The following is a 10,750-nucleotide window of genomic DNA, read 5'->3' as shown; positions in this document are numbered from 1 at the left end:
TTTAATCCTCAAATCTCTTATTTTTTATACAACTTGGCAATGCCAACAGCATGCCGTATAAATTATAAAATATTTGATGGACTATAGGGTATGCGGAATGTCGGTTAAAAAATAGTCCTTTGAGTGATTATAAGAGCAAAATATATTTAGATGAAAGACTTGAAGCCTGTGATGATAAACATAGACAGATGTCTCTTGAGACTTTAGCACTTAATTATCAGTTATTTGGCAGCAATGAAGAGAGCGAAGAGGAAGCACAAAAAAGGCAGGAAATTATATGGAAAATTCTTGATGAATATTACAAGAAACTTCCTGATAGTTATAAAGAAACTGCAGATGATAAAACTTGGAGGCTTTTTTTAGCAAGAATGGATAGAAGAAAGATGAAACCTACAATTGAAAAAAAAGACGACAAGTTTTTAATAAATCTCAATCCTGAAATTGCTCCTGAACTGAAAAAGCACAGTGAAGAACACCTAAAGAGAGACGCAGAGATGATGTCACATATTCCTTTAAGTTTATGGGCACAGAGTAGATTCAATAGAGAGGATGAGAATTATAAGAAGTATCCCCAATACGAAAATGATTTAAACTTAGTAATCAAAGAGACAAAAAATATTATTGACAGATTAAATAACAATGGAGAGGAAAACTTTGTTCTATTCAAATACTCAATACCAGCATATAGTTGTGCTGTATTACTTCGGGATTATTTTGATAGCTTAAATGAAGATGAAAGTAGTTTTTGCAAAAATTTTGTTCTTGAACATGCCTCGTTATCTCTTAATAACAATTATAAATACAAGATACTTGACGGTGTAGGCGCAGCAGTGAGTGTGTTGTCAATTATATTAAAACATTTTGCTCAAGACAGAGATAGATTAAAAAGGATATTGCTATTTACATTGTTCGATTCCCATCATATGGAGATGGATTATAGCTTATTTAATTACGCCATGAATGCAGTGTTAGCTTTATGGAAAGAAAATTTTGAAGATGCTAACTCAATGTTTTTAGGGTATTTACTATTAAAACCTAAGTATAATAAGATAATGAAAACTACCAAAAATTATTACGAACGTTCAGTATATCAACTTATTGGGCGCCTTGTCGAGGAATATGAAAATGAAATAGAAACAATAATCTCAAATAACATTACCTATGAAAAGTTGCCCGATTTAAAAGATATAGATTTAGGTACTCTTGCAACTGCTTTTCAGTTATTGCCTCTAAAGACAGAGAATAAAACTCACAAAAAATTTTTAAATAGTATTTTCTCTATTTTTTCGGAAAAGCTATTCTCAAATGACGAGAAAAATGATTATAATCTTAGACATAGATTTTTACAAAAACTTTCATCCTTTATTTTAACCTCAAAAAAAGAAGACATTGAAACGTATTTAAAACCATTTCTTGATGATTTCAGAAGTTCAAGGAATACGGCTAATTTCTTTTATGAATTTGTTATTGCTGAGGATAGTTTGAATAAATATGAAGAGTTCTGGATCGTGTGGGATGCTTTTTATCCAAAGATAGTTGAGATTTGCAAAGATGAAATGTCACATTACTATAACAGAGATAGAGAGATTGTCTATAGTTATCTTTTTGCATCGATATCCTGGAGAAAAGACGCAAAGCATTGGGATACTTTAAAAGTTAGAGAAAAATATTTCTTTGACAAAGTTGCAAAAGACATTGGGAATTATCCTGCGGTACTATACTCTATTGCGAAACTACTTAATGGTATTGGTAATAGTATCTTCAGTGATGCTGGTGTGAGTTGGATAAGCTCTATCTTAAAGAACGATAAAACTCTATCTACAAAAGAATTAGATAAAGGCACTATTTTTGAAATGGATAATTTTGTTAGAGGGTATATTTTAAATAACCGTAAAAAATTTAAACCATATCCAGAAATAAAAAAACAAATCATTGTTATTCTAAATTTTTTAGTGGAACAAGGTTCAGTGGCTGGATATTTATTAAGAGAAGATATACTATAGCAGATTTAGATTGGATTAAATACAAAACACACGACATTTTTACGGGCCAAGAGGTGGGGCACCCCAGTAGTAAAGGGCTTTTCTCATAAGTCGCTGACAACGACAGCCGTAGCCAATTCCTTAACCTTGTCCATGCTGATAAAACCGGCACCGTAGGAGAGGGTGTTGGCCGTACCGGATGCTATTGCAAACCGTAAGGTCTGCGGCAGGGGCGTGTTACCTGCCAGTGCCACGGCCATGCCGGCAACAACGCAGTCACCGCTGCCCCAACTGTTTACCGTTGCCACCTGCGGGGGGGTAATCCTCCACGCCATGCCTGCTGTGAAGGCAAGTGCGTCATCCCTGCCACGGGTAATGACCACCGTTGAAATGCCCAGGTTCAGGAGGCATTCGACATCCGAAATCGTCTCCTCCAGGGTATCGTCAACCCTCCCGGTGAGTCCGTGTAGTTCTGCTGCGTTTATCTTGAGGAAGTCCGGTGCTGCCTCAATCCCCCTGGCAAGGGCACTGCCGCTGGTATCGAAGACGACCCTGGCTTGTCTCTGGTGCGCAATGGATATCAACTCTGCATACAGGCAATCGTCAATCCCCCTAGCCATGCTGCCGGAGAGCACTACGATTGCCCCGGCTGTCACCGTCTCCGCATAGAGCGCCTTGAATCTGCTCACTTCTCCGGTTGAGACGACAGGCCCCAGCTCATTGAGTATCGTCTCCCCTGCGTTTTTGGTCTCATCATTTAGCACAGGCAATATGCCGTAACAATTTCTGCTCTCCTGCTCAACCTCAACGTACCTGAAGTCAATCCCCTCTTGCCTGAGCATCTCAACGATCATCCCACCCGTCCTGCCGCCAACGAGGCCAAGGGCAATGCCCTCCGCCCCCATACGCACAACGGCACGTGAGACGTTGATCCCCTTACCCCCAGGGCAAACCATCAGTGCCTCCCCACGATTGACACCGCCAACCCTGAAACCTGCAACCCTCAACGTCCTGTCTATCGAGGGATTAAGTGTCACTGTTATAATCATCAACTGAGACAATTATAGCATATTTCGATTGGATTAAATACAAGATATATGGCATTTTTACGGGGTCAAGGGGACTGGTCCCCTTGCGGGGGAGGTCAAGGAGGGCCAGGAGCGCATTGAGCCGGGGGGCGCTGCCCCCTCCTGGAGCGACAAGAAGCGGAGCCGCCCTCCTTGTTCTTTTTATTGCAATAGATCGAAACGCGCTATACGGTCAAATGGATTATATTGGAGGTGCTCACTTTTTTTCCTCTTTTCGTATATAATTAAAGCTATGGGTGAACATCTGCTTGGCCAACTTAGCAACGTATGCAAGACCTACAGGGTGGGCGACATAACGGTTGAGGCCCTCCGGGGGGTTTCAATGACGCTTAACCGTGGTGATTTCTTTGCCATCATGGGGGTATCCGGTTCGGGAAAGACCACGCTGCTCAATATTCTTGGCTGCCTGGACGTGCCAACCTCGGGCAGTTACGTCCTCAACGGCAAGGACGTCTCCCGGACAGACGACGATACACTATCGACCATAAGAAACGAACTGATCGGGTTTGTGTTTCAGAGCTTTTACCTGCTTCACTACGCCACGGTGTTGGAAAACGTGCTGCTGCCAACCCTGTACAAAGAAAAGTCCACGGCAGACACCTCCCGTAGGGCTGAGGAGGTGCTTAAACTGGTGGGCCTGCAGGACAGGGCAGACTTCAAACCCAGACAGCTCTCCGGTGGTCAGCAACAGCGCGTGGCAATTGCACGGGCGCTTATCAATGCCCCCCAGTTGCTCATATGCGATGAACCTACAGGCCAACTGGACAGCACAACTGCCCGCGAAATCATGGCCATCATCAAGGCCCTCCACCACAGTGGCAAGACCATAGTGCTCGTCACCCACGACAGGGACATAGCCGCATACGCCGACAAGGTGTTGACCATCAAAGACGGTCAACTCGTAACTGCCGCATGAACCTGCAAGGCGTTGGACGATTGACGGGGATTGCCATTGATGCACTCAGGGCGGTTGTGGCGTTTAAGCTGAGGGCGTTTTTCTGCATCCTGAGTGTATCCCTGGGCATAGCGGCCATAACGGTAATCGTGGCCACAGTGGAGGGGGCATACAAGAAGGCATACGACATCATTGACATCTTCGGGCCGGACTCGGTGCTCGTCCTGGGCGGGGGGACGGAGATTCGGGCAGTGGCACAGAGGCAGAAGACCCTGACCCTTGATGACATCAGCGCTATTCGGGGAAACTTCCCATCGGCCTACTTCGTCACCCCCATGGCCACCAGGGGCGGGGTTGATGTCTCCTACCGCGACCACAAGCACCAGACCCTGGTGATCGGTGCGACGTCCGATTATACCGCCAGTTGGAGCTGGACCGTGGCAGAGGGAGGAGACCTCTCAGCCGATGACGTCACGGGGCGTCGCAACGTGTGTCTGTTAGGTCAGCACGTAGCCATGCAACTGTTTGACCACGTAAGCCCAGTTGGCAAGACCATCCTCGTTGACAGACTGCAATGCCGCGTGGTGGGGGTGTTGTCGCAGCGGAGTGCCTCACAGATGGGACACAACATCAACGACCGTATTATCATGCCCATTACCACGGTGATGAGAAAGCTGCAAAACGAATCCCGCTATATCACAATGGTAAAGGTCAGGTTCAGGGAGGCCGCACATCTCAAGTCCTGGGCAGGGCAGTTGAGGCAGTTTTTGAGACACCGTCACGGGATAAAGTCCGACCAGAGCGACGATTTCACGATTGTCAGTCCGGATGAAATAATACGCTTCTTGGTGGCCTTTACGGGATCGCTTGTGGTGTTTTTGGGGATCACGGGTGTGGTGTCGCTGTTGGTGTCAGGGTTTGTGCTGGCCAACCTGTTCAGCCTCTCCGTCAGTGAGAGGACAAACGAAATCGGGATCAGACGTGCCCTGGGGGCCAGAAAGAGTGACATCTTTCATCAGTTCATCCTTGAGTCAACCATCCTGACAACCGTGGGGGGACTGCTTGGGTTTGTGCTGGGGCTTGCGTCGTCAAAGTTAATCGTGATGATGGCGGAGTTTCCGGTCTATTTTTCGTGGAAGGCCTTTGCCATAGGCCTTACAATGGCAATTGTCGTGGGCATAGTCTTTGCCGTTGCCCCGGCACGGACTGCCGCAAACCTCAACCCCATTGAGGCAATAAGGTAAGAAATCCTTTAACAGTAATAGTTCGGTAGCACTCCAGTCCGGCGTGGTCATATTGATTAAGCACAGCAGCAACGCCATACTACGAAGATATAAAAGTGGCTTAAATCCTGGCACCCACGGTTGATTGTGGTGCGACCCTCTTTAGACCTCTACTAGAGCCAAAAGTCACGATCAAACACATTTGGAAAACCATGTTGGAATATCTAAAATGTACGTTGGATATGGAAGAGTTTAATGCTCTGTTAAGGCGCAGGATGCAGATTCGCTTTGGATAGATATTATAGTGGGATACCCTGCCCACCGTCAATAAATCAGGGCTAACCTTGGAGATATGAATAAGGAGGTTGTCAAAACACAAAAAACATAGACTGTAACAATAAGCATCTAATTGACATATTTCGTCGCAAAAATAAAGATGCAGAGGAGGTATCTGTTCAAGAATTATTCTTAACTCTACAATAATTCTACACTCTGAATCGCTGATGCCCAATACGCAATTGCATAAATGTTTGTAGTTGTTGTATCATAAGAGGGTGTTACTGTTATGAGCAACAACGATATTAACGACAAAGACGGCAATCACTTCCAACGGTTGGTTGAGGCTGCACGAGATGCCATACTGGTGATGGACCAGAAGGGGTCTGTCATGTATGGCAATAATGCTGCAACAAGGCTATTTGGCTATGACAGTGACGAGTTAATTGGCATGAACGTTGAAAAATTGTTTCCAAAGGGGTTGGATTTGTTGAAAAGAGAGACAAAGATAAGCGAGTCTGTTGCCACTAAAAAGGATGGCAGCAGGTTCCCTGCCGAGGTGACGGTTTCAAGTTATGAGGTTGACAACAGAAAGTTCTTTATGTCAATGGTCAGGGGGAATCTGTATCAGCACAACGATGAGGACATATACGACGGCGAGTCTTATTCGTATAGACAGGCAAAGATAGAGGTAGAAACCCTTCTTAAGCAAAAGGAGCTTCTTATCAGACAACAGGACCAGATATTTGAGATGTACGCATATTCAGCCCATACCTTAAAGAATTATATTTCCACCATCATAACCTTCTTTGAGCTGCTTAAAAGGCGCAAAAACAAACCGGATAAGCTCAACGAACTGCTTGAGGAAGACTATATAGAAAGCCTCGATTTCGAACTAAAAAGCATGTACGAACTCCTTGTCAGCGTCCTTAAGAGCACCTCTGTCAACAACGTCGAGGAAGGCGACCTCGATGTCAATGAATATATAAAAAAGAACCTCCTGCCACTACGCATGGGTAAGAAGAGCAGTTACCTGAAGGTGGAGAACAGATTTCCAGACGATGAACAATATTACGTTAGGGGCATTGCCGTCAATCTCAACACCATACTTAGAAACGTCTTTAACAACGCCAGAGATGAGGTTATCATGTACTATGGCCCCTGGGATGATGGCTTTTATGCCGAGGGTAATATGAAGATACTTGACACGGAAGAGTCGCATATTATAATAGACGGGCATGTCGATGACAACAACGTGCTCATCAAAGTCTCCAACAAGGGAAGACTTATACCGGATGACAAGAAGGAGTTCATTTTTGAAAAAGGCGTTACCTTTAAAACAACCGGTACCGGCTACGGCTTGACCGATTGTCGCAAACTTGCCGGTGAAATGGGAGGTACGATATGGGCAGAGGACTTTGGCGACAAAGGGACAACGTTTTGCATCCAACTGCCACTTGTCAATGTAGTAGAAGAAGGAGGTGCTACGGATGATTGATCCGCGCGTTAAGATGCTCATAAGGCAGCAATTTAAGACCATGAAGGTCCTGTTGGTAGATGACATGATGCCCAATATAAAAAATAACATCATGTTGCTGGAAGACCTGGGTTTTGCAAAGGCCAACATAACGACTGCCTCAAATGGTGCACAGGCCTTTTCAAAGCTGATGGTGGCAAAACCTAACTTTATCATCACCGACTGGAACATGCCTATGGTAGACGGCCTGACGTTTGTAAAGAAGCTGCGTGCACTGGATGCCTACAAAGATATACCGGTCATTATGATCACGGCAGAGCCCGATAAGAAGGTTAAGGATGTAGAGGAGTATGTTAACGCCTTTCTCAAAAAACCTTATACAATACAATACCTTGAGGATATAATCTACTCCGTGGTGGCAAGAAAGCTGCTTAAAGACAAGAAGGTGTAAGGCGGCAAAAGTTTTTTTGAGGAACGTTGAAATTTCAGACAACTTCATTTTACAATAGATTCAAAATAAAACCCTGAGAGACTTGACAGATGGAGGCTTACAGATGACAGATGCGATGCACAAGCAAACACTGCCCCAGGGGTTGCTGACCCCCAGGTGGACATTGAGTGAGCTCTTGCCAGGTGGAAAGGGGCCTGAGCTGGAGGATGTTATACAGGAGATAGACGAAACTGCAAGCTACATACAATCCCTTCGTGATACGCTTGTGCCCGGGATAGCGTGCGAGGACTTTGTGCGGCTTCTCAATGCCCTGGAGCGGTTTGCAACGCTGTCCAATCGACTGGGGGCCTATGGACAGTTGTGGTTTTCCGAAGACACGCAAAACCGTGAGGCACTGTCCTATATGGTGCGCATGGATGACATGCTGGCGTCCCTGCAAAATCGCATACTGTTTTTCAACCTCTGGTGGAGGTCACTGTCCAACGATGAGGCCAACAGGCTCATAGCCTGTTCCGGCTCCCTGCAATACTACCTGAAACAGCAACGCAACTTTAAACGGCACACGCTTTCAGAACCCGAAGAAAAAATTATCAACTTAAAGGACGTAAACGGTATAAATGCAATCCTCACCCTCTATGATATGATCACAAACAAGTACGCCTTTGAACTGGAGATAAACGGCAAGAAACAGCAACTGACCAGAGATGCACTCATGGGCTATGTCCGTCACCATGACGCCGGGCTACGCAAGGGTGCCTACCAGGAGCTTTTACGGGTCTACGGTGCCGATGAGGCTGTTCTTTCGCAGATATACACCCACAGGTTACGTGATTTTACAAACGAAAATCTGCACCTGCGCCAATTTCAATCACCAATAAGCGTGCGAAACCTCGCCAACGACGTCTCCGACCTTGCAGTGGAGATACTGCTGACCGTCTGTGAAGTGGAGGCCCATGTCTTTCAACGCTACTTCAAGCTCAAGGGGCGCATGTTAAACACGCCCAAGTTGCAGCGTTATGACATCTATGCCCCCTGCTACGCCTCCTCCGACAATCAGGATAATAAACCACACAAGACCATTGCCTATCACGATGCCGTGGCTATGGTTCTGGACACCTTCAGGGAGTTTTCCCCGCAGTTAGAGGTGTTGGTCCACCGCGTCTTTGAACAGCAGCACGTTGACAGCGAAGACCGTCCCAATAAACGTGGAGGGGCATTCTGCTACAGTGCCCTGCCAACACTACTGCCCTGGGTGCTTGTCAACTACAACGGCCAACCGCGTCAGGTTGCCACCATTGCACATGAGATGGGACACGCCGTACATGCACTCATGGCTCATGAGCACAGCGTCCTTACGTACAACGCAACCCTCCCGCTTGCCGAAACGGCCTCCGTGTTTTCCGAAATGCTCCTGACCGAAAGGCTCCTGGCTACCGAAACCGACAGAAACGTAAAACGCGAAATCCTCCAAAACGCCATAGATGACATCTATGCCACCGTTATCAGGCAGGCATACTTTGTAATCTTTGAACAGAAGGCGCACCGTCTTTTCTCCGAGGGTGAAATAGACCTCAATGCCCTCTACATGTCAACCCTTTCGGCACAGTTTGGCGACGCCGTGGACGTCAGCAAGGACTTCAGGTTCGAGTGGATGGCGATCCCGCACATATATCACACTCCGTTTTACTGCTATGCCTACTGCTTTGGTGAACTCCTCTCCCTTGCCCTGTATCAGAGGTACAAGGAGGAAGGTGAGAAGTTCAAGCCGCTGTTTTTGAAGATACTCTCCTACGGCGGCTCAAAAAGCCCCGATCACATACTAAATGAGGTCGGTATCGACATCTCGGACCCGGCCCTCTGGAGAAGCGGCTTCAGGGTCATAGAGACCATGATACACCAACTCGAAGTACTATAGAAGGGCTGTCAACAGGGAAGGGTGCCCAAAGGGAAACGGACGATTTTTTTTTACCGGGGTAATTTCGACCAGGATTCTGACCTGTGGCTGTCCGTGCCAGGGTAACGGCAGAGATTACGCTTCGGAAACGCAGCCCCGTATCTCCCACTTTGTCAAGGGAGCATCCATATGGTTATAGGTTCTCTTCGTATGTGTAACATGTTGTGTCGTCTATCTTTTCTTTTTCCTTTTTGAACATCTGTTTGCGTGTATTTGACAACATATCGAAGACGTCTTTGCTGATAATAATGATGGAGCCATCGCCTTTTCTATACTTCTTTCCCTCTTTTTCAAGATGCCCTGCAAGATTTGCCTCCGGCGATGTTATTATTGCAATGTTTTCCTCCGACGGCAGATTAGCATCCCATTGTATATTACCTGCGTGTAGCCCAAAACGGATATAAAGAGGGGCATATACTCTATTGATTTTGCTTATCTCCCTTATGCCATCAATCATACCAAAGCAATAGTCAATGACCTCTGAAACCCACGTGTCTGCTTTCTTGTCATCTCTATTAAAGCAAACGTTAAACCTTCCATCACCTGCAAGCTGCCCCTTTTTGATGTTATGTTTATCGTATAGTTTAATTTCAATATCTGCTATAAACTGTTTGAATTTATAGCGCGATATCATATCGGGCAGGCCTGCAACTATTTTTGAATGAGCACCTAAATCCTGCACGATAAGTATAGCCTTTTTCATGTCTGTCTTTTCGTTTTGCTCAATCAACTTGAGAATGACCTTTTGTTGTTGATGAAAACTCAGATTAGCAAACAAATCATGTATTGATTGTTTTGCCGGGTCACTATTTATTGCTGGTGGTGCTGCTACATTTGACAAAGTGTCGGCAGCATTTGAACTACCCATACCAAGCACGTTTGCAGAAAGAATCTTTTCCATGTAGTTGATGCGTTCTTTATATACGATAATCTTATCGTAATCCGGATTAATCTTAGTCTGTTCGCTACGCAATAAGTCCTGGTAAAACTTAAGCCGATTTATATAATCATTGTCGTTCATTTTCTCATAAGTCTCCCTTCAGTTTACAACACCATCATCATAAAGAATACTACACTTATATATATACTGTCAAGTTCTTTTACATGGAGGGTCATCGGAAGCTCAACACAGTCTCTTCTGCTTTGTTGTCAGAGGAATACTCATATGGTTCATAGCTTCTCTTCGTATGTGTAACACGTTGTGTCGTTTATCTTTTCTTCTTCCTTGTGGAACATCTGCTTTCGTGTATCTGTTAACATATCGAAAACATCTTTGCTGATATACTGATCGGATTCGAGTTTTTTCGGGTATCAAAATTGCCTGCATACAAGAAAGAAAGGGGCGGCTCCGCCCCCCTTCAGAACCCCCCGCAAGGGGACCAGTCCCCTTGACCCCATTATTTC

8 protein-coding genes are annotated in these 10,750 nt (G+C 45.4%); 6 read left to right on the top strand and 2 right to left on the bottom strand.

The window, feature by feature from the left end:
- Positions 1-119: 119 nt before the first annotated feature.
- The gene (locus HWQ67_RS06940) at positions 120-2,003 is read left to right on the top strand and encodes a hypothetical protein (RefSeq protein ID WP_218251953.1); all 1,884 of its coding nucleotides are present in this window, start codon (positions 120-122) and stop codon (positions 2,001-2,003) included.
- Between the two features lie 83 nt (positions 2,004-2,086).
- On the opposite strand, the gene HWQ67_RS06935 is transcribed toward HWQ67_RS06940, so the two are convergent.
- Positions 2,087-3,031 carry a 1-phosphofructokinase family hexose kinase gene (locus HWQ67_RS06935; RefSeq protein WP_255317156.1) on the bottom strand — a complete coding sequence of 315 codons (945 nt, stop codon included), beginning with the start codon at positions 3,029-3,031 and terminating at the stop codon, positions 2,087-2,089.
- A gap of 271 nt (positions 3,032-3,302) precedes the next feature.
- Between HWQ67_RS06935 and HWQ67_RS06930 the strand changes: the two genes are divergently transcribed.
- The 5 genes from HWQ67_RS06930 (at position 3,303) to HWQ67_RS06910 (ending at position 9,307) form a co-directional block, all read left to right on the top strand.
- Positions 3,303-3,986 (top strand): ABC transporter ATP-binding protein, encoded by a 684-nt coding sequence (locus HWQ67_RS06930; RefSeq protein WP_218251951.1) that lies wholly within the window; start codon positions 3,303-3,305, stop codon positions 3,984-3,986.
- Positions 3,983-5,209, top strand: a complete 1,227-nt coding sequence (locus HWQ67_RS06925) for an ABC transporter permease (protein ID WP_218251950.1) — start codon at positions 3,983-3,985, stop codon at positions 5,207-5,209. The genes HWQ67_RS06930 and HWQ67_RS06925 overlap by 4 nt, the downstream gene beginning before the upstream one ends.
- Before the next feature lie 544 nt (positions 5,210-5,753).
- Positions 5,754-6,962, top strand: coding sequence for a PAS domain S-box protein (locus tag HWQ67_RS06920; protein ID WP_218251949.1), 1,209 nt, complete (start codon positions 5,754-5,756; stop codon positions 6,960-6,962).
- On the top strand, positions 6,955-7,392 hold the full coding sequence (locus HWQ67_RS06915) for a response regulator (protein WP_218251948.1): 438 nt from the start codon (positions 6,955-6,957) through the stop codon (positions 7,390-7,392). Before HWQ67_RS06920 ends, HWQ67_RS06915 begins: the two co-directional genes overlap by 8 nt.
- 103 nt (positions 7,393-7,495) lie before the next feature.
- The gene (locus HWQ67_RS06910; protein WP_218251947.1) at positions 7,496-9,307 is read left to right on the top strand and encodes a M3 family oligoendopeptidase; all 1,812 of its coding nucleotides are present in this window, start codon (positions 7,496-7,498) and stop codon (positions 9,305-9,307) included.
- Positions 9,308-9,479: 172 nt separating this feature from the next.
- Here HWQ67_RS06910 and HWQ67_RS06905 read toward each other — a convergent pair whose 3' ends face one another.
- A complete protein-coding gene (locus tag HWQ67_RS06905) occupies positions 9,480-10,367 on the bottom strand; it encodes a hypothetical protein (protein WP_218251946.1) in 888 nt (295 codons plus the stop codon).
- Positions 10,368-10,750 lie beyond the last annotated feature (383 nt).

This window comes from Candidatus Magnetobacterium casense (assembly GCF_019173545.1).
GTDB classification, from domain to species: Bacteria; Nitrospirota; Thermodesulfovibrionia; order Thermodesulfovibrionales; family Magnetobacteriaceae; genus Magnetobacterium; species Magnetobacterium cryptolimnobacter.
The sequence above is the reverse complement of the archived record's forward strand: the minus strand, read 5'-3'. Positions and strand labels throughout refer to the sequence as shown.